The organism is Bradyrhizobium sp. SZCCHNS3052, assembly GCF_032484495.1.
Lineage (GTDB): Bacteria > Pseudomonadota > Alphaproteobacteria > Rhizobiales > Xanthobacteraceae > Bradyrhizobium.
On the sequence record NZ_JAUETB010000022.1, the window covers coordinates 17030 to 37438 of the forward strand.

The 20409-nt window shown below is 67.7% G+C and carries 19 protein-coding genes; 8 read left to right on the forward strand and 11 right to left on the reverse strand.

Annotated features, from left to right (window positions below; all coding sequences use genetic code 11):
- Nucleotides 1-4 precede the first annotated feature (4 nt).
- On the forward strand, nt 5-1432 hold the full coding sequence (puuE, locus tag QX073_RS33865; RefSeq protein WP_315713681.1) for an allantoinase PuuE: 1428 nt from the start codon (nt 5-7) through the stop codon (nt 1430-1432).
- Here the strand turns inward: puuE and QX073_RS33870 are convergent.
- Together QX073_RS33870 and QX073_RS33875 are read right to left on the reverse strand one after the other, a co-directional pair.
- A complete protein-coding gene (locus QX073_RS33870) occupies nt 1423-2775 on the reverse strand; it encodes an amidase (RefSeq protein WP_316227073.1) in 1353 nt (450 codons plus the stop codon). The genes puuE and QX073_RS33870 overlap by 10 nt on opposite strands.
- Complete coding sequence (locus QX073_RS33875) at nt 2762-3955, reverse strand: MFS transporter (RefSeq protein WP_316227074.1); 1194 nt, start codon at nt 3953-3955, stop codon at nt 2762-2764. The genes QX073_RS33870 and QX073_RS33875 overlap by 14 nt, the downstream gene beginning before the upstream one ends.
- A 29-nt stretch (nt 3956-3984) precedes the next feature.
- Here QX073_RS33875 and uraH point away from each other — a divergent pair, with 29 nt between their 5' ends.
- Nucleotides 3985-4326 carry a hydroxyisourate hydrolase gene (uraH, locus tag QX073_RS33880; protein WP_315713684.1) on the forward strand — a complete coding sequence of 114 codons (342 nt, stop codon included), beginning with the start codon at nt 3985-3987 and terminating at the stop codon, nt 4324-4326.
- A 194-nt stretch (nt 4327-4520) separates the two neighbouring features.
- Here the strand turns inward: uraH and QX073_RS33885 are convergent, their stop codons facing one another.
- The 8 genes from QX073_RS33885 to QX073_RS33920 form a co-directional block, all read right to left on the reverse strand.
- On the reverse strand, nt 4521-5336 hold the full coding sequence (locus tag QX073_RS33885; protein WP_315713685.1) for an ABC transporter permease: 816 nt from the start codon (nt 5334-5336) through the stop codon (nt 4521-4523).
- Nucleotides 5333-6202 (reverse strand): ABC transporter permease, encoded by an 870-nt coding sequence (locus tag QX073_RS33890; RefSeq protein ID WP_316227075.1) that lies wholly within the window; start codon nt 6200-6202, stop codon nt 5333-5335. The genes QX073_RS33885 and QX073_RS33890 overlap by 4 nt, the downstream gene beginning before the upstream one ends.
- A gap of 4 nt (nt 6203-6206) precedes the next feature.
- Nucleotides 6207-7253, reverse strand: a complete 1047-nt coding sequence (locus QX073_RS33895; protein WP_316227076.1) for an ABC transporter substrate-binding protein — start codon at nt 7251-7253, stop codon at nt 6207-6209.
- 25 nt (nt 7254-7278) lie between these two features.
- The gene (locus QX073_RS33900) at nt 7279-8364 is read right to left on the reverse strand and encodes an ABC transporter ATP-binding protein (protein WP_315825895.1); all 1086 of its coding nucleotides are present in this window, start codon (nt 8362-8364) and stop codon (nt 7279-7281) included.
- A 216-nt stretch (nt 8365-8580) separates the two neighbouring features.
- Nucleotides 8581-9330, reverse strand: a complete 750-nt coding sequence (locus QX073_RS33905) for an aspartate/glutamate racemase family protein (protein ID WP_315713689.1) — start codon at nt 9328-9330, stop codon at nt 8581-8583.
- 65 nt (nt 9331-9395) lie between these two features.
- Nucleotides 9396-9848 (reverse strand): DUF3429 domain-containing protein, encoded by a 453-nt coding sequence (locus QX073_RS33910; RefSeq protein WP_316167307.1) that lies wholly within the window; start codon nt 9846-9848, stop codon nt 9396-9398.
- A 4-nt stretch (nt 9849-9852) separates the two neighbouring features.
- Nucleotides 9853-10032, reverse strand: a complete 180-nt coding sequence (locus QX073_RS33915; RefSeq protein WP_315713691.1) for a DUF2256 domain-containing protein — start codon at nt 10030-10032, stop codon at nt 9853-9855.
- A gap of 205 nt (nt 10033-10237) precedes the next feature.
- Nucleotides 10238-11713 carry an amidase gene (locus QX073_RS33920; RefSeq protein ID WP_315825898.1) on the reverse strand — a complete coding sequence of 492 codons (1476 nt, stop codon included), beginning with the start codon at nt 11711-11713 and terminating at the stop codon, nt 10238-10240.
- Nucleotides 11714-11993: 280 nt separating this feature from the next.
- Between QX073_RS33920 and QX073_RS33925 the strand changes: the two genes are divergently transcribed.
- From QX073_RS33925 to QX073_RS33945, 5 genes are read left to right on the forward strand one after another with little or no spacing between them, the layout of a single operon-like run.
- Entirely contained in the window at nt 11994-12581 is a 588-nt protein-coding gene (locus QX073_RS33925) for a LysE family transporter (protein WP_315825899.1), read from the forward strand.
- Nucleotides 12582-12602: 21 nt separating this feature from the next.
- A complete protein-coding gene (locus tag QX073_RS33930; protein WP_315825900.1) occupies nt 12603-13022 on the forward strand; it encodes a hypothetical protein in 420 nt (139 codons plus the stop codon).
- A gap of 58 nt (nt 13023-13080) precedes the next feature.
- Nucleotides 13081-14349: a divalent metal ion exporter subunit IhpA gene (gene ihpA, locus QX073_RS33935; protein ID WP_316167311.1), complete on the forward strand. Its 1269-nt coding sequence runs from the start codon at nt 13081-13083 to the stop codon at nt 14347-14349.
- The gene (gene ihpB, locus QX073_RS33940; protein WP_315713695.1) at nt 14346-15329 is read left to right on the forward strand and encodes a divalent metal ion exporter adaptor subunit IhpB; all 984 of its coding nucleotides are present in this window, start codon (nt 14346-14348) and stop codon (nt 15327-15329) included. The genes ihpA and ihpB overlap by 4 nt, the downstream gene beginning before the upstream one ends.
- Nucleotides 15322-18495, forward strand: a complete 3174-nt coding sequence (locus QX073_RS33945; RefSeq protein WP_316227077.1) for a CusA/CzcA family heavy metal efflux RND transporter — start codon at nt 15322-15324, stop codon at nt 18493-18495. Before ihpB ends, QX073_RS33945 begins: the two co-directional genes overlap by 8 nt.
- A 59-nt stretch (nt 18496-18554) precedes the next feature.
- Here the strand turns inward: QX073_RS33945 and QX073_RS33950 are convergent, their stop codons facing one another.
- Complete coding sequence (locus QX073_RS33950) at nt 18555-19121, reverse strand: hypothetical protein (RefSeq protein ID WP_315825903.1); 567 nt, start codon at nt 19119-19121, stop codon at nt 18555-18557.
- Nucleotides 19122-19467: 346 nt separating this feature from the next.
- On the opposite strand from QX073_RS33950, the gene QX073_RS33955 reads away from it, so the two are divergent.
- The gene (locus QX073_RS33955) at nt 19468-19863 is read left to right on the forward strand and encodes a GFA family protein (protein ID WP_316227078.1); all 396 of its coding nucleotides are present in this window, start codon (nt 19468-19470) and stop codon (nt 19861-19863) included.
- Nucleotides 19864-20409 lie beyond the last annotated feature (546 nt).

Sequence of the window (20409 nt, forward strand, 5' to 3'; positions counted from 1 at the left end):
CCGGATGAGTGCTGACGTCTATCCGCGCGACATGGTCGGCTACGGCCGCACGCCGCCGCATCCGCGCTGGCCCGGCGATGCCCGCATCGCGGTGCAGTTCGTGATCAACTACGAGGAGGGCGGCGAGAACAACATCCTGCACGGTGACGCTGCCTCCGAAGCCTTCCTCTCCGAGATCGTGGGCGCCCAGCCGTGGCCGGGCCAGCGCCACATGAACATGGAATCGATCTACGAGTTCGGCTCGCGCGCCGGCTTCTGGCGGCTGTGGCGGATGTTCACCGCGCGCAAGCTGCCGGTGACGGTGTTCGCCATCGCGAGCGCGATGGCGCGCAATCCGGATGCTGTTGCTGCGATGAAGGAAGCCGGCTGGGAGATCGCCTCCCACGGCCTGAAATGGATCGACTACCGCGATGTCCCCGAGGTCGACGAGCGCGCCGATATCGAGGAGGCTATCCGGCTCCATACCGAGCTGACGGGCGAGCGGCCGCTCGGCTTCTACCAGGGCCGCACGTCGGAGCGCACGCTCGACATCGTGTTGAACGAGCAGGGCTTCGTCTACAGCGCCGATTCTTATGCGGACGAATTGCCGTACTGGATCGCAGGGCCGCACGGCCCGCAACTGATCGTGCCCTATACGCTCGATGCCAACGACATGCGCTTCGCCACCCCGCAGGGCTTCAATTCCGGCGACCAGTTCTTCGCCTATCTGAAGGACAGTTTTGATACGCTCTACGCGGAGGGCGCGGAGAGCCCGCGCATGATGTCGGTCGGGTTGCACTGCCGGCTGGTCGGCCGCCCCGGGCGCGCGGCCGCGCTGGCGCGCTTCCTCGACTACATCACGGGTCATGACAAGGTCTGGGTCGCGACCCGGCTCGACATCGCGCGGCACTGGATCCGGACGCATCCGCCGGCCGGCGCGTGGCGGCCCTCGCAGATGTCGCGCGTGCTGTTCGTGGAGCGCTATGGCGACATCTTCGAGCACTCCCCGGAGATTGCCGACCGCGCCTATCGCGCCGGCCTGTCCGCATTCGACGACGCCGCGGATGCGCTGCATACGACGCTCATGAACGTCGTCCGCGCCATGAGCCGCGACGAGAAGCTGAAGCTGATCCGCGCCCATCCGGAGCTCGCCGGCCGCGAGGCACTGGCGGGTGAGATGACGAACGACTCGATCGGCGAGCAGGGTCGGCTCGGCTTCACCTCGCTGTCGCGCGCCGAGTTCGAGCGCGTCGCCGACATCAACCGCCGCTATCGCGACAAGTTCGGCATGCCGCTGATCGTCGCTCTGGCGCTGCACGCCGACCGCCCCTCGGTCATCGCCGAGATGGAGCGTCGCATCGGCAACGACCCGGACAGCGAGATCGCCAACGCCATCGACCAGATCGGCCACATCACCCGGGCCCGGCTGGCGAAGAAGTTCGATCAGGACTGAGCAAGGATCCGCTCGGCGTCGGCAGCGACATCGAGCAGCAGGCGGTCGTGGCCGCGGGCCGCGATGAGTTGCAGACCGAATGGCAGCCCGTGAACGTTGGCGCCGCAGGGGATCGAGATCGCCGGCACGCCGGCGTGATTGGCGTAAGGCGTGAACACCGCATGCGCGCGCGGGCTCGCCGGCTTGCCGCCGATCTCGGACGGGCCGAGCTGCGTGAACGGCCAGGCGACGCAGGGCACGGTCGGCGCCAGCAGCACGTCGGCCTGTGTGAAGAAGCTTGCGAAGGCCCGCGCGATCTGCGCGCTTGCCTCGAGCGCACGCGCGACGTCGGCGCCGCTCAGGCCGAGCCCGCGCTCGATCTGCTTGGCGATATCTGGATCGAATTGCGCCGGATCATTGTGGAAGGCATCGCCGTAGAGCGCGGCCAGCCCGGCATGCTGGAGCGGCATCACCGCGTCCTCGGCAAGGCCCGGCGGCCAGACGGGATCCTTGTGGACGATCGGCATGCCACCGGCGCGGAGGCGGTCGACCGCCCGCTGCAGGCCAGCGCTGATGTCGTCATCGACCGCGACGTCCAGCCCGAGCCGCGGCGAGAACGCCACGCGCGGCGGCGTTGCATGATCCGCCGCGGCCACATCGAACGTATCAGGATCGCGCGGATCGGCGCCGGCCATGATCTCGAATGCAAGCCTGGCATCGCCGACATCGGCCGCAATCGGCGCAATCACCGAGATGCGCCAGAATGGCTCGGGGAATCCCGGGCCGTAGGGAATGGCACCGAACGACGGCTTGAAGCCGACCACGCCGACATGGGCCGGCGGCCGGCGGCTCGAGCCGCCGGCATCGGTGCCGATCGCGAGCGGCACGAGCCCAGCCGCCACCGCAACGGCGGGACCGCCCGACGAGCCGCCGGGCGTGAGCTGCCGGTCCTGCGGATGAACGGTCGGTCCGAACAGCCGCGAGGTCGTCACGCCCTTGCAGGCGAACTCGGAAGTTGCGCCGATGCCAACGATCACGGCGCCAGCGCGGCGCAACCGCGCGATCGCGATCGCATCCTCGGGCGCGATGAAATCAGCGAACAGCCGCGAGCCCTGCGTGATGCGCCAGCCCTCGACCCAGATGTTGTCCTTGACCACGATCGGCACGCCGGCGAGCCGCATTGCTTCGCCGGCGGCCACGCGCGCATCGACGGCAACGGCCTCGGCGCTCGTTCGCGCCGGATCTGTGGTGACGACGGCGTTGAGGTCATGGGCCGCCGCGATCCGCGCCAGCGCCTGCTCGGCCATCTCTCTGGCGGTGCTTTGCCGCGCCATGACAGCGCGTGCGATGTCACTTGCGCGCATGGGATCGCTCCATCAGCAGTACGGCTGTGCCTGCGGCCGCCGTCAATCCGAGTGCGACGAAGCTGCCGCCGAGTCCCACGCGGGGAGTCAGCAGCGCGACGAGCAGCGGTGCGGCGACAAGGCCCAGGAACGAGGCGGTGAGCACTGCGCCTGTCGCCTCGGCGACGCGTCCGGGCTTGGCGAGATTGGCGATCTCGGCGATGAACACGCCGTTCCAGCCGCTCGCCGTCAGCCCGAACACGATCGTGAGCAGGATCAGGATCGATCGGCTCAGCAGTGGCCCGCAGAGACCGAGCAGCATCGCGCAGACGGCCATGCCCACGCCCGCCATCACCAGCACGGCGCGCGCCGAGCGCAGGCGCGTCGCGACCACGCCCCAGCCCAGCCGTCCCATCAGGCCGGCGCCTTGCGCCGACGCCAGCACCCAGCCGGCCTCGACATGGCTCAGCGCGAGCTCTGACGTGCCGAAGCTGACGAAGCAGGTATTGAGGATGACCTGCAGGCCACTGAACGGAATCGAGGCGACGGCGAGCGCGGCCATGCGGCGGTCGGCGCTGATCAGTCGCAATCGATCGAACAGGCCGAGCCGCGGCATGGTTGGCGGCGTCATGGCATAGGCCGGTCTGAGACGCTCGAAGCCGGCGACGGCGATGGCGGCGCAGACGATCACGGCGGCATAGGCGGAGCTCGGCGCCAGCAGCACGGCGATCGGCGGCAGCAGCAGCGAGCCGACGACGGCGCCGATCTGGTTGCCGGTCTGCCGGATCGAAAACACCATCGCGCGCTTCTCGGCCGGCACGAGCCGTCCGAGAAGCGCCGAGCTTGCCGGTGTCTCCGGTCCGACCGCAAGGCCGAGCATCAGCCCGGCCCCGAGCAGCGCCCATCCGCTCTCGAACAGCGCCAGCGACATGCCAGCGCAGACGGCGACCGCGCACAGGGCCGCCACGCGCAGCGAGCCGACGCGCTGGACCAGCGTGCCGCCCCAGAACGAGGAGACGAGGCTGATGGTGAAGGCTGTGGTGGAGAACAGCGACAGTTGCTCGATGCTCAGTCCAGCGCGCGGCGCCACGACGCCCGGCGCGAACAGCGCCAGCGACACCAGGGCCTGCAGCGCGGTCATCGCAGCGACTGCAGGCCACAGCGGCGGCGCTGGCGTTGATGCTTGCTTCGCGGCTATCATGCCGCGACAACCTGATAGCGGAGCACGAAATGGCCGGTGGAATCTCGGTTCATGCGGTTGATGTGGCGAACGGGCGCCCCGCGCGTGGCCTGCGCGTCGCGATCTGGCGCGTGACGCCCGATCGCACGCTGCTCGCGGAGGGACAGCTCGGCGCCGATGGCACTCTGCAGGCGCCGGTCGTCGAGGGCGACGGCGTGACCGCCGGCGAGTATGAGGTGCTGTTTCATGTCGGCGAGTTCTTCGGGACTGGCGCTCAGACGAAATTCCTCACCACAGTGCCGTTTCGCTTCGCGATCGACAAGGTCGAGGAGCACTTTCATCTGCCGCTCAAATTCACTCCCTGGGGCTATTCGATCTTCCGTGGGGCCTGAGGTACAGCTCGCGCCGTCGTACGCTGATGGTTGGACGATCCTGACTGCCAAGGAAATACTCGTCATGCCCGTGTCCCGGGCATCCACGTCCATCCACGATCGCCGGCCGACGTGGATGGCCGGGACAAGCCCGGCCATGACGGCTTGGAGTTGGACGGGCACGAACTCCCAATTTCAGGAACGGGCACTCAGCCTCAACCCGTCAGCCGCTTCGACAGTCCGGTGGTGCGCTCCATGATCGTCATCAGCGCGATCGTGGCAATGATCAGCACGCTCGACAGCGCGGCGATGGTGACGTCGAGCTTGCCTTCGAGGTCCTGCCACATGCGGATCGGGAGCATGTCGGTGGCGGCGTCGCGCAGGAACAGCGACACCGGCACGTTGTCGAACGATGACATGAAGGCGATGAAGGCACCGGAGATGATGCCGGGGCGGATCAGCGGCAAGACGATGCGGCGGAACGTGTAGAGCCTGGAGGCGCCGAGGATCGCCGAGCTTTCCAGCAGGGTCGGCTCGAGCTGGGCCAGTGCCGCGACGGTGTTGCGGACGACATAGGGCACGCAGACGATGGTGTGGCCGATCACCAGGGTCAGCAGCGACACCGGTAGGCCGATCAGCGAGAAGAACATCAGCGCCGCCAAGCCGAAGGCGAGTGCCGGCAGTACCAGCGGCGACATGAACAACGAGTCCAGGAGCTTCGCCGTGAGCGTCTTCGAGCGCGAGATCGCCAGCGCCGCGGCGACGCCGAGCATGATCGACAGACCCGTCGACCATAGCGCGACGACGACGCTGTTGCGTGCGGCGAACTGCAGCTGCCAGGCGTTCCACAATTCGACGTACCAGCGGGTCGAATAGCCCGGCGGCGGGAATTTCAGCGAGAAGCCGGACGTGAAGGAGACGATCACCACGACCAGCGACGGCGACACGATCAGGATCAGCGCCAGCACGGCAACCACCGTCATCACGATCTGGAAGCTCAGCGCTTCCCAGTTGCGCTGGCGCTGGCTCATCTGGCGTCTCCATAGCCGCGGGCACGCCGCCCGAGGGTCGAGAACAGCGCGACGATGGCGAGCACTGCGAACAGGAAGATGATCGAGATCGCCGCGGCGAACGGCCAGTTCTGCAGGGTCGAGGCCTGCTGGTAGAGATACATCGGCATGAACAGCATCTGCCCGCCGCCGACCAGGGACTGCGTGATGAAGGCGGTGATCGCGGCGGCATAAGTCAGGGTGCAGCCGGCGATGATGCCGGGCATCGACAGCGGCAGCATCACCTTGACGAAGGTGCGCCAGCTACCGGCGCCGAGCGAGGCCGAGGCGTCGGAGAGATTGGGATCGATGCGGCCGATCGCGGTGATCAGTGGCAGCACCATCAGCGGCATCTGCACCTGCGCCAGCGCCGCGATCAGTCCGCCCTGGGTGTAGATCATGCGCAGCGGCGTGCCGATCAGGCCGAGCGACTGCAGCACGGAGTTGATGATGCCCTGCCGCCCGAGGATCACGATCCAGGCGAAGGTGCGGACGACGACGCTGGTGAGCAGCGGCAGCAGCACGATCATGATGATCAGGGTCTGCACCCGGCTGCCGGAGCGCTGGTACAGCCAGGCGATGGGATAGCCGAGCACGAGACAGGCGAGCGTCACCTCGGCGCCGAGCAGAAGCGTCGAGCCGAGCACGGCGAGGCTGAAGGGGTCGGTCAGGAATTTGACGTACTGGCCGAGCCCCCACACCGTCGCCGCGGTGTCGTTGTGCAGCGAGAGAAAAAGAAGTTGCGCCAGCGGCAGCACGAAGAAGATCGCGAACACCAGGCCCAGGGGCAGAGCAAGCCCCAGGCTGAAGCTGGTCACGTCTCCAGGTGCGGTCGTGGCGCTCTTCATCGCGTCAGATCTTGATGTCGCGATTGAACTTCTCGATCCAGGACGCGCGCTGCTCGTTGATCTTCTTCCAGTCCTGGAACACGAACTTCTTCTTCAGCTCCGCGGTGTCCTTGGCGAGCACCTTGGCGATCTCGCCGGTCATCGCGACCTTGGTGTTGGTCGGCACGATCAGATAGGGCGAGTTCATCAGGATAGTCTGCACCTCCGGTGACAGCGCCGCCTCGATCAGCTTGAAGGCGAGCTCCTGGTTCGGCGAGTTCTTGACGATGTGGATCGTGGTCTTGAAGGCGATCGCGCCTTCCTTGGGCGCCACGAACTCGACCGGCACGCCGCGCGCTTTCAGGATCTGGATGGCGTTGAAGTTGCCGGGCGAGATGTCGATCTGGCCCTGCTGGAACAGGGTCGCCAGCGCGCCGGGATTGGCGGCGACGGCGGCGAGGTTCGGCTTCAGCTCCTCCAGCGCCTTGAAGCCTTCGTCGACATTGGCTTCCGAGCCGCCGCGCATGCGCGCGATCTCGACCAGCCAGCCGGTGCCGAGCGTGGAGTTCAGATTGGTGATGCCGACCTTGCCCTTGAACTCGGGCTTCCACAGATCGGCCCACGAGGTCGGCGGCGTCTTCACCGTCTCTGGATTGTAGGTGAGGCCGACGACCTGGAAGAACGGCGCCGGGCCCATCGCGTCCTGCGCTTCCGGAATCAGGTCCTTGAAATAGGTGCTCTTGTCGGCTGGGTAGGGCTCGACGAGATCCTGGCCGATCGCGACCAGCGCCGGACCCGGGTCGTGCAGCATGACGTCGATCGGCGGATTGGCCTTGGCGGCGTTGACCTTGGCGATCTGGTCGACCGACAGCATCGGATCGAGCACGATCGCCGCATCGGTGTTGGCCTTGCGGAAGGCAGGGACGAGCACGGCTTTATGTGCTTCTTCCCAGCTGCCGGTGAAGGTCGCGAACACCAGCGGCCGCGCCTGCGCGAGGCTCAAGCCCGGGAAGGCGTGCATGGCTCCCAGCGTCAAGGCGCTGGTCAGGAGCCGGCGGCGATCAAGCATCATGTTCCACTCCGATGTGTCTGTTGGTCTATTGCGGGAAGACGGTGGCGAGGCCGGGTGCGATCGGTGCGACCCGCACCGGGGCGCCGGCCTCGCGCAGCGGCGTGCCGCCGGTGCGGGCCTGCGAGATCTTGATGCTGGATCCGTCCTTGGCCTTGATCTCGTGGACGACGGTGGCGCCGAGCGGCAACGCCATGCCGATCTCGCCGGCAAAGCCGGTGTCGTCGCTGACGAAGGTGAGGTGCTCGGGACGCAGGCAGACGGTGACCTTGTCTGAGGCACTGACCGGATGCGGTGCGCGCGCGATGATCTCGCCGCCGGCCTCCAGACCAACCTTGACACTGCCCGCGTCGGTCGCGATCACGGTCCCCTTCATCTTGTTCGCCGTGCCGACGAAGCTGTTCACGAACAGCGTCTGCGGTTGGTCGTAGATCTCGGACGGCGTGCCGAACTGCTCGAGATGACCATGGCTCAGCACGGCGACGCGGTCGGCCATCGACAGCGCCTCCTCCTGGTCGTGCGTCACGATCAAGGTTGTGGTGCCCGCCATGCGCTGCAGCCGCTTGACCTCGATCTGCATGTCGAGCCGCAAATTCTTGTCGAGCGCCGCGAACGGCTCGTCGAGCAGCAGGATCGACGGCTTGATCGCCAGTGCGCGCGCCAGCGCCACGCGCTGCTGCTGTCCGCCGGACAACTGCCGCGGCAGCCGCTCGCCGAACGGGCCGAGCTGCACCATGTCGAGCAGCCGCTGCGCTTCCTTGTTGCGCGTCGCCTTGTCGACGCCGCGCGCGGCGAGGCCGTAGCCGACATTCTCGGTGATCGAGAGATGCGGAAACAGGGCGTAGTTCTGGAACACGATGCCGACGGCGCGGCGGTTGGGCGGCAGCGCGTCGACGACGTCGTTGCCGATGATGACGCGCCCCTCGCTCTGGCCGATGAAGCCGGCGATGATGCGCAAAAGCGTGGTCTTGCCGCAGCCCGAGGGCCCAAGCAGGGCGATGATCTCGCCGCCTTTCACATCGAGATTGATGTCGGAGACGGCCATCGTGCCGCTGGCGAAGCGGTGCGTGATCCGATCCAGAACGAGCGACTTGGCTTCCGATACGCTGGCCATGGGCTTCCTGCTCTATTCGTTTGAAAAAGCAAGAAGCGTGCCGCCTTTTCAGGCAGTGGCGGCTGCTTGTGTACAAAAGAGGGTGTGACAGGTACGCCAGTATTAAGATGCCATTCCAGCTAGGAGGCACGGGCGTGCGCCGACGGCGATGCGCTCCCTCGCCCCGCTTGCGGGGAGAGGCACGGATCGAGCAAGCCCACTAACAGTGCCGTCCAGCTAACCGTCGCGATGCTCCAGCCGTGCGGCCAGCGCCGCGGGCAAGCCCGTCGTCGGCTTCGCGGCGGGGCGGCGGAAGGTGCCGGCGGTGGCTTTGCGCATCTTCAAGGCGAGCAGTGCTTCGGCCTGCTTCACCGCCGCGATCACCTGATCGACCACCGGCACCGGGATACGATGCGCGACGCGGGCCGCGAGGCCGGACAGCGGCGCGCCGGCGAAGATCAGGACGTCGGCCTCGTTCTCCTCGACCGCGCGCAGCGCCAGCTCGACCAGCAGCTCCTCCTTCTCGTGCTGCACGTCGGAGATCTGCTTGAAGCTGCCGTCGAGCATGCGGATGCCGGCGCAGCGCTCCATCAGCCCGTGCATGCGCACGCACTCCTCGTACCAGGGGCCGAGCGCCTGCGCGAAGGTGACGATCGCGAAGCGCCGTCCGGCCATGCAGGCCGTCAGCATTGCGGCCTCCGCAAGCCCGATCACCGGCACGTCGAACAGCTCGCGCGCCGCGAACAGGCCGGGATCGCCGAACGCGGCGATGATCGCAGCGTCGAAGGTGCCGTGACGCTCCGCCAGCATCTCCAGTGCGACGGCGCCGCCGATCTGCGCCTCGGCGCGGGTGGCGATGTAGGGCACGCCGCGCGGCGCGGTGCAGGGGATCAGGGTGGTGCCGGGCGCAGCAGCCTCCCGGCCGACCTGCAGCATCAGGTCGGTGATGTCGGTGCGGATGTTGGGATTGAGCAGCAGGATGTTCATGGCGCCTCGCGAGTGGATATGCGAGCTTGCCCGAGGGATTGCCGCATTGTCCACAACGGTGGCCGTCAGAGCGCGCCCTTGACCACGATGCCTATCAGCGTGGCGAGCAGAGACAGTATTGCACCAAGACTGAGCAGCCGCCGCAGCTTCAGGAACCAGGCCCGTCGATCGTCGCCGCCGAAGCTGAACTCATCGTAGACCAAGGCGGTCAGCAGCGCGGCTGCGAGCAGCACCAACGCGGGCAGCGCCGGCAGCAACAGCGCGACCCAGCCGAGCAGGGACGGCGTCACCCCCCAGCTCATGCGCGGCCAGCCTGCCAGCGCCGGCGTCTGCACGGCGACGCCCCAATGGATCGCGCCGAGAAAGCTCACGATGACCGCGCCATAGCCGATCTGCGCGCGCAGCGCGGCCAGCCGGATCGGACCGTCACCTGCAATCACCAATGCGGCGAGGCCCGCGAACGGAATCAGCCCGGCGAGGCCGAGAATGCGCATCGAAGCGGGGACGCCGGACATCATGACGCTAGCCTCCGCGGCTCCTGGCGATCGCAGTGGGCGTCCGGCCGCGGTCGGATCGGCAGCGGTCCGAGCAGTATCTCACCTCGTTCCAGTCGCGTGCCCATTTGCGCCGCCACGCAAACGGGCGGCCGCACGCAGCGCATATCCTGGTCGGCAAGTCGGCCTTGCGCCGCATCTTCGGCATGGCGTCACCACGCGACCCAAATGCCGCGCCGGGGCAGGGCGGCATCTGCCGCCTCCCTGCCGGAACGCGTCGCAATCCGCTCGTCCGTCACGTTCGCCCTCGCCGATCAGTGCGACGCGCCGGCTCCGGCCGGCACCGTCCACGCTGAACAACGATCGATGGGCGCCGCCGGATCAGTGGCCGGCGGGGCGCTCGTGGTTGCGGCTCAGGCTTTGGTCACGTGGACGGCGGGCGTGGTACCGCCGTTCCACTTGCCCTCGATCGCGCGCTCGATCTGGGCGGCCAACTGCAGCAGCAGGCCGTCGTCGGCCTGCTTGCCGATCGCCTGGATGCCGAGCGGCAGGCCGTGCTCGTTGGTCGCGAGCGGCAGCGAGATCGCCGGAATGCCGCAGAGGTTGGCGAGCGGCGTGAACGCGAAGTTGCGCCAGAGATTCTCGAACCAGTCGAGCACGTCCGGATTGTCGCTGATCGTCAGATATTCGGTGGTGCCGATCTTCGGGGTCGGCAGCGCCGTGATCGGCGTCAGGATGATGTCCCAGTCCTCGAAGAAGGCGCCGAAGGCGCGCGAGGTGGTGTTGAACACCGCCTGCATCGCCGCGCGCTCGGCGAAGCTGGTATCGCGGCCGGCCTCCCAGATGCGGATGTTGATCGGCTCGATCAGCTCGGCCGGCGGCCGCTCGAGCTTGCGCGACGCGAGCAGGTTGTTGATGACGATCGCGAAGTTGGAGATGTAGCAGGTGGTCTGCGCCGCGAATGCGGCGCGATAATCCACGTCGGGCAGCGCGTAGCCGACGTGGTGGCCGAGGCCCTCGAGGAACTTGCCGACACGCGCCAGCTCTGAAGCGAAGTGCGGCGTGGCGCGATAGTCGCCCCATTGATGCGACAGCGCGATCCTGAGCTTGCCGGGATCGCGCTTGATCAGCTCGACGTAAGGCTCCGGCGTGGTCCAGTACGGCATGAACTCGCCCGGCGCGCCGCCGCGGCAATGATCGACGAACGCTGCGGTGTCGCGCACGCTGCGCGACTGGCAGCCCTGGATCGAGACGAGGCCGGAGAGATCCGACAGATGCGGCGCGATCGAGAACACGCCGCGCGAGACCTTCAGCCCGATATTGCCGTTGACGCCCGCGGGAATGCGGATCGAGCCGCCGCCATCGGTGGCATGCGCGATCGGCACCACGCCCGCCGCGACCATCGCCGCACTGCCGGCCGACGAGCCGCAGGTTGTGTAGTCGGTATTCCACGGATTGCGCGTGACGTAGACGGCCGGGTTCTCGGCCGAGCTGCAGACGCCGAACTCCGGCGTGGTGGTGCGGCCCATCAGGTTGAGGCCGGCCTTGCGCATCTTCGCCGTCAGGTGCGTGTCGGCGGCGGGACGGTTGCCGCGCATGAACAGCGAGCCCTGCTCCTGCAGGCGCCCGGCCATGGTCGGCCCGAGATCCTTCATCAGGAACGGCAGGCCGGCGAAGGGGCCTGCGAGATTGGCGCCGGCCTTCGCCGGATCTTCGACGGCGTCGGCGAAGACTTCGACCACGCCGGACAGCGCGGGATCGACTTTTGCGATTGCCTCGGCGGCCTGCCGCGCCAGCTCCGCCGCCGTCAGCTCGCCATTGCGAACGCGCGCCGCCAGCGCCATGCCATCATGCCGGGCCCACTCGTCCCAGCTCATCGCCAACGTCATCTGTCTTCCGATCCTTGCGCGCCGACCATCGATGCTACGCGTCCGAACGGTGCGATGATCAGGCGCTGTTCCACTTCCGGCCGCGAACCTTAGTTTGCACGAGAGCCAAGTCAATCAATCGCCCTGCATGCTGCCATACGATCCTATCATGCGGCGCGGCCGACCATCGTCCGCAATGAAGCCGACATACGAGCCGTTCCGGAAAACGGGACTGCGGCCCGCGGCGCCGGACGTTGACGCTCGTCAAGGCTGGCGCATGGCGCGCGTGCTTGATGCGGTCATGGATATCCTGACCTTCGGCGCGGCGGGCGCCGCGCTGCTCGTCACGCCCGGCCCAACCAACACGCTGCTCGCCACTGCCGGTGCGAGCCGTGGCGCGCGCGCATCCGTTCATCTGCTGCTCGCCGAGCTTGCCGGCTATCTGCTCGCGATCGCGACGCTGCGCATCACGCTCGGTCCGCTCGTTGCGACCGCGCCGCTGGTCGGACATGCTCTCCGTGTCGTGGTCGTCCTCTATCTGCTGCACCTCGCGGCCGCGCTCTGGCGCCATGGCAGCAGCAGCGGCGCAAGCGATGCGGCGCCGGTCACCCTGCGCGGCGTGTTCATCACGACGCTGTTCAATCCAAAGGCCATCATCTTCGCCTTCACCTTGCTGCCGCCGGAAGGCGATGCGGCGAGCCTATGGCCGTTCCTGGTCGTGCTCGGGCTCTCGACCGCGACGATCGGAGGAGCCTGGATCGTGCTCGGCGCGACGCTGCGCTGCGGTCTCGGACATGTCGTGCCGGCGTGGCTCGGCTATCGCTGCAGCGCTGCGGCCCTGGCGCTGCTCGCCTGCGTGATCCTGGCGCCCGCCCTTGGCGCGCCATGAGCGGTTCCGCTTGTTACATTGTTGCTGATCGACAACCGCGCCGGCCACGTGCTATCCGCTCGCCGAACAGGGGGCGCGGTGCGCAGCATTGGCAAACGAGACATCACGAGCCGTTCGCGCATGCTGCTCCGGATCGTGGCTGCCTGCCTGATGCTCGCCTATGTCCTCGCGGGCGCGCTGCACGGCGCTTGTGACATCGACGTCGCCCATCCCTCCGCGGGCAAGCCGGAGATCGCGTCGCTGCTCGACCGAGCGGGCCACACCGATCAGCGCGGCATCGCCGACCATCATTGCCATGGCTGCTTCTCGGTGGCCGTGCCGCAGCCGCAGTTCGCCGCCGTCCCGGCCGAGGTCGTGGCCGCAACCGGCTGGGCCGTTCCCCTGCTCAGTGCAGGCGTCCTCCCCGAGTCCGAGTCTCCGCCGCCAAAACGCCTGAGCTGACGCAACGTGCCGGACGGCCGATGCCGTCCATCCTTGCCCGTCCAGACAGGTTCATCTCATGCCATTCCCCGGGATGGCTGCGCGTGCCATCGGCGCCGCAGCCCTGCTCGCTCTGTCCGTGCACGCCTCCGCGGCGCAGACGCTGACCCTCCGCGCGGCGCTGTCGCGCGCCCTCGCCGCCAATCCACGGCTATCCGCCGCCGACCGCGACATCGGCATCGCCTCCGGCCAGCGGCTCCAGGCCGGCGCGCTGCTCAATCCCGAGCTGTCCTACGAGCAGGACAATTCATTCGGCTCGGGTCAATATCGCGGCACGCGATCGGCCGAGACGACCTTGCAGATCAGCCAGGCGTTCGAATGGTTCGGCAAGCGCGACGCCCGCATCGCCGCCGGCCAGGCCGGCGTGCGCGCCGCCGAGATCCAGCGCCAGGCGGTGCGGCTGGAGATTTTGTCGGAGACCGCGATCGCCTTCGTGACGGTGCTCGCCACGCAGCGGCGCATCCAGATCCTCGACGATCAGGTCGCAGCGCTCGATCGCCTGACGCCGCTGCTGCGCCGTCGCGTCGAGGCGGGCGCGTCGTCGCCGGCGGAGACCGGCCGCGCCGAGGTCGCCTCGGCGCTGGTGCGCGCCGATCGCGAGCGCGTCAAGGCGACGCTTTCGAGCGCACGCCGCGAGCTCGCCGTGCTGATCGGCGACAGCTCGGCGAAGCTCTCGGCCGTCACCGGCCGGTTCGATGCGACCGGCCAGCCGCCGGCGTTCCAGACCGTGATCGCGGCGATCGATGCCAATCCGCAGCTCGTCCGCTGGACCGCGGTCTACGCGCAGCGCAATGCCGAGCTGCTGCTGGCGCGGCTGAAGCCGTACCCCGACGTCCGCATCGGTGCCGGCTGGCGGCATTTCAACGACACGCAGGACGACGCCGTCAGGCTCAGCGTCTCCGTGCCGATCCCGGTGTTCGACCAGAACCAGGGCAACATCCTCTCGGCGCAGGAAAGCCTCGCCAAGACCGAAGCCGAGCGCAAGGCCAACCGCAACGCGCTGCTGGTGATCGCCGGCCGCGCCTACGACTCGCTGCAGGGCTCGCTGCGGGAATTGTCCGTGCTGCGCGAGATCGCAATTCCGAAGGCGCAGGAGGCGGCCGACGAGATCGCGCAGGGCTACAGCGCCGGCCGCTTCTCGTTGCTCGAGGTGCTGGACGCACAGGCGAGCGTGGCGCAGGCGCGGCTGCGCGAGCAGGAGGCGCTGCAGAACATCCATGTCGCCGTGGCGACGATCGAAGGCCTGGTCGGCCGTCCCTTCACCCTGGAACGGGAGACTGCGCGATGAGACCATCCACCGTCATCCTCATTGTCATCCTGGCGGCCGCCGCCGGCGCCGGCGCATCGCGCCTGCTGGTCGAGGCGGAGCCGCAGGCCCAGGCAACCGTCGGCCATGCCGATCATGCCGAGAAGGCACCGAAGGACCATGTCGAGCAGGACGAGCATGGCGCCGACCGCATCCGCATCAGCGACGTGAAGCTCGCCGCGGCCGGCGTCGCGCTCGCCGAAGCCGGCCCTGCGACCTTGTCCGATACGCTGGCGTTCAACGGCGTGCTGCGCGCCAATCAGGAAGCGCTGGTGCAGGTGACGCCGCGCTTTCCGGGCATCGTCCGTGCCATCAAAAAGCGCATCGGCGACACCGTCGCCAAGGACGAACTGCTCGCCGCGATCGAGAGCAATCAGAGCCTGACCTCATATGATCTCAAGGCGCCGATCGGCGGCACCATCATCGACCGCCAGATCTCGCTCGGCGAATACGCCTCCGAGCAGAAGCCGGCCTTCGTGGTCGCGGATCTCTCCACGATCTGGGTCGACCTGTCGATCTACCGTCAGGATCTCCGGCGCGTCCGGCTCGACGACGAGGTGCTGATCGATCCCGATGACGGACGCGGCGCGATCCGCGGCCACGTGTCCTACATCGCCCCCGTCGGCGCCAGCGAGACGCAGACCGCGCTTGCCCGCGTCGTGCTGGCCAATCCCGACGGCCGGTTGCGCCCGGGCCTGTTCGTCACCGCGCGGCTGGTTCTCGCCAAGCGCAGCGTCGCCGTGGCGGTCCGCGCGAGCGCGATCCAGACCCTGGAGAACAAGACCGTCGTGTTCGTGCGCGAGGAGGGCGACAAGATCGAGGCGCGCCCCGTGGTCACCGGCGAGTCCGACCCGACCTATGTCGAAATCCGCGATGGCCTCGCCGCCGGCGAACACTACGTTGCCGAGAACAGCTTTGTGGTGAAGGCGGAGATGGGCAAGGGGGAGGCCGAGCATGATTGACGCGATCCTCGGATTTGCCGTGCGCCAGCGCTGGCTGGTGCTGATCGTTGCGCTCGCCGCCGCCGGATTCGGCGCCTGGAATTTCACCCGGCTGCCGATCGACGCCGTGCCCGATATCACCAACGTGCAGGTGCAGATCAACACCAAGGCGCCCGGCTACTCACCGCTCGAGACCGAACAGCGCATCACCTTCCCGGTCGAGACCGCGATGGGCGGCCTGCCGAAGCTGGACTACACGCGCTCGCTGTCGCGATATGGGTTGAGCCAGGTCACCGTCGTGTTCCAGGACGGCACCGACATCTATTTCGCGCGCCAGTTCGTCAACGAGCGCATCCAGCAGATCAAGGATCAGCTGCCCCCGGGCGTCGAGGTCGCGATGGGACCGCTCTCGACCGGGCTCGGCGAGATCTTCATGTATGCGGTCGAAGCCAAGCCCGGCGCCAAGACGCCTGATGGCACCGACTACTCGCCGACCGATCTGCGCACCATCCAGGACTGGATCATCCGACCGCAACTGCGCGGCGTGCCGGGCGTGATCGAGGTGAACACGATCGGCGGCTTCGAGCGCCAGTTCCACGTGCTGCCCGATCCCGGCCGTCTGATGGCCTATCGCATCAGTTTCCGTGACGTGGTCGCGGCGCTGGCGTCCAACAATGCCAATGTCGGCGCCGGCTATATCGAGCACAATGGCGAGCAGTATCTGGTGCGCGCGCCCGGCCAGGTCGGCAGCGCAGCCGAGCTGAAGGACATCGTGATCGGCGCCCGCGGCGGCACGCCGGTGCGCATCGGAGACGTCGCCGAGGTGACCGAAGGGCGCGACCTGCGCACGGGGGCGGCGACGCTCAACGGCGAGGAGACGATCCTGGGCACGGCGATGCTCCTGATCGGCGAGAACAGTCGCGCCGTTGCGCGCCGCGTCGCCGCCCGGCTCGACGACATCGCGAAGTCGCTGCCCGAGGGCGTGGTCACGCGCACGCTCTATGACCGCACCCATCTGGTCGAAGCGACGATCCGCACCGTGGAGAAGAACCTGCTCGAAGGCGCCGCGCTGGTCGTCGTCGTGCTGTTCCTCCTGCTCGGCAACATCCGGGCCGCACTGGTCACAGCCTGCATCATCCCGCTGTCGATGGCGATGACCATCACCGGCATGGTCGAGAGCAGGGTGAGCGCCAACCTGATGAGCCTCGGCGCGATCGATTTCGGCATCATCGTCGACGGCGCCGTCATCATCGTCGAGAACTGCCTGCGGCTGCTGGCCCAGGCGCAGCATCGCAAGGGCGGACTGCTCACGACCGCCGAGCGGTTGCAGACCATCGTCGGCGGCGCGCGCGAGGTGATCGGGCCGAGCCTGTTCGGCACCGGCATCATCGCCGTGGTCTATCTTCCGGTGCTGACGCTGACCGGCGTCGAGGGCAAGATGTTCACGCCGATGGCGCTGACGGTGCTGATGGCGCTCGGTGCCGCCGTGCTGTTCTCGATCACCTTCGTGCCGGCAGCGGTCGCGATCTTCGTCACCGGCAAGGTATCCGAGCAGGAGAACCTCATCATGCGCGGCGCGCGGCGGGTCTACGCGCCGCTGCTGCGCGGCGTGATCGCGTACCGCTTGATGGTCGCAGCCGTGGCCGCGGCGATCGTCGCGGCGAGCGGCTTTGCCGCGACGCGCATGGGCGGCGAGTTCATTCCGAGCCTTGACGAGGGCGACGTCGCGCTCGCGGCCCTGCGCATCCCCGGAACGAGCCTCACCCTCTCGGTCGACCTGCAGAAGGCGCTGGACGCGCGGCTGCGACGCATCCCGGAGGTGAAGGACGTGTTCACCCGCATCGGCACGGCCGAGGTCGCGACCGATCCGATGGCGCCGTCGCAGGGTGACGGCTACATCATGCTGAAGCCGCGCCAGGCGTGGCCCGACCCGGCGAAGCCGAAGGCGCAGCTCGTCGCCGAGATCGAGGCGGCGGCCGACGAGATCCCCGGCAGCAACTACGAGATCTCGCAGCCGATCCAGTTGCGCTTCAACGAGCTGATCTCCGGCGTGCGCAGCGACGTCGGTATCAAGATCTTTGGCGACGATCTCGATATCCTGCAGGGCGCGGCGCGCCAGGTCGAAGCCGCGATCCGCGGCGTCAATGGCGCGACCGACGTCAAGACCGAGCAGGTCGCGGGGCTGCCGATCCTGACGGTCAGGATCGACCGCCAGGCGCTGTCGCGCTACGGCCTCAGCGTTGCCGAGGTGCAGAGCGTGGTCGAAATCGCGATCGGCGGCAAGGCGGCCGGAAAGCTGTTCGACGGCGACCGCCGCTTCGACATCGTCGTCCGCCTGCCCGAGCGTCTGCGCGGCAATCTCGATGCGATCCGCGCGATCCCGATTCCACTGCCGGCGGGTGAGGAGGCGAATGCCGCGCCGCTGCGCACCGCCTTCTCCCCGGCCGCACAGCCGCGCTACGTGCCGCTGTCGTCGGTCGCGGCCGTGGCTTCGGCGCCGGGGCCGAACCAAGTCAGCCGCGAGAACGGCAAGCGGCGGATCGTCGTGTCAGCCAATGTTCGCGCCCGCGACCTCGGCTCGTTCGTGACCGAGGCGCAGGCCGCCGTCGCGGAGAAGGTCAAGCTGCCGCCAGGCTATTGGATCGGCTGGGGCGGACAGTTCGAGCAACTGGTGTCGGCGACCAAGCGTCTCACGATCGTGGTGCCGATCGCGCTCGCGCTGGTGTTCCTGCTGCTGTTCATGAGCATGGGTTCGTTCGCCGATGCCGCGCTGGTGTTCTCCGGCGTGCCATTGGCGCTGACCGGCGGCATCGCGGCGCTGCTGCTGCGCGGCCTGCCGCTGTCGATCTCGGCCGGCGTCGGCTTCATCGCGCTGTCAGGCGTCGCCGTGCTCAACGGCCTGGTCATCATCGCTTTCATCGAACGGCTACGCCGGGAGGGACGCTCGGTGCGGGCCGCGGTGGAGGAGGGCGCGCTGGCGCGATTGCGGCCGGTGCTGATGACGGCGCTGGTCGCCTCGCTCGGCTTCGTGCCGATGGCGATCGCGACCGGCGCCGGCGCCGAGGTCCAGCGCCCGCTCGCCACCGTCGTCATCGGCGGCATCACCTCGTCGACGATGCTGACGCTGCTGGTGCTGCCGGCGCTCTACGTGCTGTTCAGACGCGAGGCGCGGTCCGCGTCGGCATAAGCGGCATGCAGTTCCCGACTTGATAGCTGCATGCCGCCCGCCCGCGACGGCGTCGGGACCTAGTTGAAGGCCATCGGCGCCGCGCTGGCCATCCAGCCGTCGGAGCGTGCATTGCGGGCGAACCGCTGATATCTCGGCGCACGGGCCTCGCGCGTGACACGAGCCGCTGCGCCGAACATCGTGGAACCGCCGTTCGGGTTCACGATCGCGTAGCCGGCGATCGACCGCGGATGCTCGCGGGTGACGTGACCGCCGGAATTGCCGTCATGCACATACCAGACATTGCCGGCGACCTGCTGCTGCAGGATCATGACGTGGCCGGAGCGGACCGCCGCCATGCCCGGTGCGGGAGCCGCGCGTGGAAAGCGACGCCAGTTGGATGCGAGATTCAACTCGGGAATGACCCGGCCGAACGTGTAGAGCGACGCTTCGCAGCCGCAGAAGGCATGCGGGCATCCCGACGGCCGGCCACCGACGACGCGGCCCTCGCCGGGGATCGAGGCCATGGCGTTCATGAAGGAGTGATGGTGACGGTACGAGTAGTGATGATGATGGTGACGAGGACGGGCCTCGGCTTGAACGGAGAGAGCCAGCAATGCGGCGACGACAATTACAACGCGGTACATTCGGAGGACTCCTGTACACTGTGAAATCCCCCTGCCGCGCGCCAATCAACGTCCAAACATGTCCTCAAAGTGACCGAATCACCCCTGAGCCATGCAAATGCGGGAAGGCGCTGCCCGCTCGGGCTGGTTCCAAATCACTCGAAATGATTGACTCTCGACGTCGAGGATGACTCACAACAAATGAATGTTCCGCCTTGGGAAGATCAGACTACCTACTAACAGCGCGGCGACCGCGGCTGGCCTTCAGTCGTCCTAATAGCCACAAAGATGTAATGAGGATAAATAACATCCTCCACGCGTGCCGCGCTCTTGGGCATTCCGTTCCAGACCACGACAGGAGATCGTCATGACCACGTTCCGCGGCAGTTGCCTCTGCGGCCGGGTCGGCTTCGAGGTCGATGGGCCGTTCGACAACTTCCTCAATTGCCATTGCTCGCGCTGTCGCAAGGCCAGCGGCACGGCGCACTCCTGTGAGGTCATCGTCAAGGCGTCGGCGCTGCGCTGGATGCGGGGCAAGGCGAACGTCACACGGTTCGACCTGCCGCAGGCGCGCAGCTTTGCCACCGCCATCTGCAGCACTTGCGGCAGCTCGATGCCGCATCTGACGCGCAGCGGCCGCGAGGCGATCATTCCCGCCGGGAGCTTCGACGAGCCGCTCGGCGCCGCTCCCGATCGCCATGTGCATTGGGCGTCACGTGCCGACTGGTACGTCGATGGTGACGGGCTGCGCGTCGAGGACTGACGCCAATCAGAATGCCGCTCGTCGGGCGACTCATGCCCCTCACGCCGAGATCGGACAAGCCTGTCGAGGCTTCATATCCGCCCGATCGCCGCTGCGTCCGGAATCCGATTTCACGAGCAAGTCCAGGCTGATTTGGGCTGTCCAGTCCCGGCAGAAAAAATATCCTGCTTGGCAATTTCGGAAAATCGTGATTGTTTGTCGCTGTCCCGCCTCATCGACGAGGGGCGCTGCGCGGTCGTCACGAAGCGTGGAGGTGGGATGTGATGGGCGGGCCGGTTTGCAGCGTGGTCATTCGCGCGGACGAACAACATCGGCTCGCACGGTCAAGTCGCGTGGTCCTGATACTCCGATGCCAGTATCAAGCCTGCGCTGGCGCCAATGGCGCCGCGTGGGTGACGGTGACCCAAAAGCCCGGCGCACCGGGGAGAACGCGAAGCAGCCGTAGCGCCATCGCGCAGGGAGGGCCGGAGGCGGATTCAATTGGTCGTCGCAACACTCGATGAGGAGGTTGCGATGGGCATTCGAAAGAAACGGTCAACGCGGGGC

What these genes read in the sequence shown, in the direction of transcription:
- puuE (WP_315713681.1), top strand. Translation starts at nt 5, where the DNA reads ATGAGTGCTGACGTCTATCCGCGCGACATGGTCGGCTACGGCCGCACG.
- QX073_RS33870 (WP_316227073.1), bottom strand. Translation starts at nt 2,775, where the DNA reads ATGCGCGCAAGTGACATCGCACGCGCTGTCATGGCGCGGCAAAGCACC.
- QX073_RS33875 (WP_316227074.1), bottom strand. Translation starts at nt 3,955, where the DNA reads ATGATAGCCGCGAAGCAAGCATCAACGCCAGCGCCGCCGCTGTGGCCT.
- uraH (WP_315713684.1), top strand. Translation starts at nt 3,985, where the DNA reads ATGGCCGGTGGAATCTCGGTTCATGCGGTTGATGTGGCGAACGGGCGC.
- QX073_RS33885 (WP_315713685.1), bottom strand. Translation starts at nt 5,336, where the DNA reads ATGAGCCAGCGCCAGCGCAACTGGGAAGCGCTGAGCTTCCAGATCGTG.
- QX073_RS33890 (WP_316227075.1), bottom strand. Translation starts at nt 6,202, where the DNA reads ATGAAGAGCGCCACGACCGCACCTGGAGACGTGACCAGCTTCAGCCTG.
- QX073_RS33895 (WP_316227076.1), bottom strand. Translation starts at nt 7,253, where the DNA reads ATGATGCTTGATCGCCGCCGGCTCCTGACCAGCGCCTTGACGCTGGGA.
- QX073_RS33900 (WP_315825895.1), bottom strand. Translation starts at nt 8,364, where the DNA reads ATGGCCAGCGTATCGGAAGCCAAGTCGCTCGTTCTGGATCGGATCACG.
- QX073_RS33905 (WP_315713689.1), bottom strand. Translation starts at nt 9,330, where the DNA reads ATGAACATCCTGCTGCTCAATCCCAACATCCGCACCGACATCACCGAC.
- QX073_RS33910 (WP_316167307.1), bottom strand. Translation starts at nt 9,848, where the DNA reads ATGATGTCCGGCGTCCCCGCTTCGATGCGCATTCTCGGCCTCGCCGGG.
- QX073_RS33915 (WP_315713691.1), bottom strand. Translation starts at nt 10,032, where the DNA reads ATGCCGAAGATGCGGCGCAAGGCCGACTTGCCGACCAGGATATGCGCT.
- QX073_RS33920 (WP_315825898.1), bottom strand. Translation starts at nt 11,713, where the DNA reads ATGACGTTGGCGATGAGCTGGGACGAGTGGGCCCGGCATGATGGCATG.
- QX073_RS33925 (WP_315825899.1), top strand. Translation starts at nt 11,994, where the DNA reads ATGGATATCCTGACCTTCGGCGCGGCGGGCGCCGCGCTGCTCGTCACG.
- ihpA (WP_316167311.1), top strand. Translation starts at nt 13,081, where the DNA reads ATGCCATTCCCCGGGATGGCTGCGCGTGCCATCGGCGCCGCAGCCCTG.
- ihpB (WP_315713695.1), top strand. Translation starts at nt 14,346, where the DNA reads ATGAGACCATCCACCGTCATCCTCATTGTCATCCTGGCGGCCGCCGCC.
- QX073_RS33945 (WP_316227077.1), top strand. Translation starts at nt 15,322, where the DNA reads ATGATTGACGCGATCCTCGGATTTGCCGTGCGCCAGCGCTGGCTGGTG.
- QX073_RS33950 (WP_315825903.1), bottom strand. Translation starts at nt 19,121, where the DNA reads ATGTACCGCGTTGTAATTGTCGTCGCCGCATTGCTGGCTCTCTCCGTT.
- QX073_RS33955 (WP_316227078.1), top strand. Translation starts at nt 19,468, where the DNA reads ATGACCACGTTCCGCGGCAGTTGCCTCTGCGGCCGGGTCGGCTTCGAG.